This is a genomic window from Pseudomonas viridiflava (assembly GCF_900602065.1).
In the GTDB taxonomy this organism is placed as follows: Bacteria; Pseudomonadota; Gammaproteobacteria; order Pseudomonadales; family Pseudomonadaceae; genus Aquipseudomonas.
Window position 1 is genome coordinate 1 of sequence record NZ_UWFN01000183.1, and the last position, 453, is coordinate 453.

General features: G+C 60.9%; 1 protein-coding gene. It reads right to left on the reverse strand.

Translation table 11 applies throughout. The features are described 5' to 3' along the window. On the reverse strand, nt 1–453 hold a 453-nt coding region (locus EE949_RS10505; protein ID WP_164666748.1), incomplete at both ends, for a penicillin acylase family protein.

Below are 453 nucleotides of genomic sequence, written 5' to 3' on the forward strand. Positions count from 1 at the left end.
AGACGATGTTCAGGCCGGGCGCCTGGATCTTCTCGGCCGCGCTGCGCATCTTCTCTCGCGTGTCGGCGCGGTTAGCCTCATAGAAACCGTCCAGCACCGGGTTGTCCGACACCAGGAACGACCACCACATGGCGATGGGCACCTGTCCTGCATTCTTGCCCATCGCGTCGTTGACGACAGGGCCGTGCGGCGATTCCAGAAGGCTCAGCGTGACAGGCGCTTGGCCCTTGACCGCAATCTGCTGTTCGGTGCGCGTCATCTCGACCCACTGACCGTGATACCAGACCTGATTGGGGTTTTCAGGATTGGTCTTCTCGGCGATCAGGTCCATGTCGTCGTTCTGGAACATGGTCAGGCTCCAGCCGAAGTCCATGTTGTGGCCCTGAAACGCGAACGGGTTCAGCGGCTGAAAATGCCCATACAGCTCAAAGCCCGGTGCCGACAGCTGCGCCT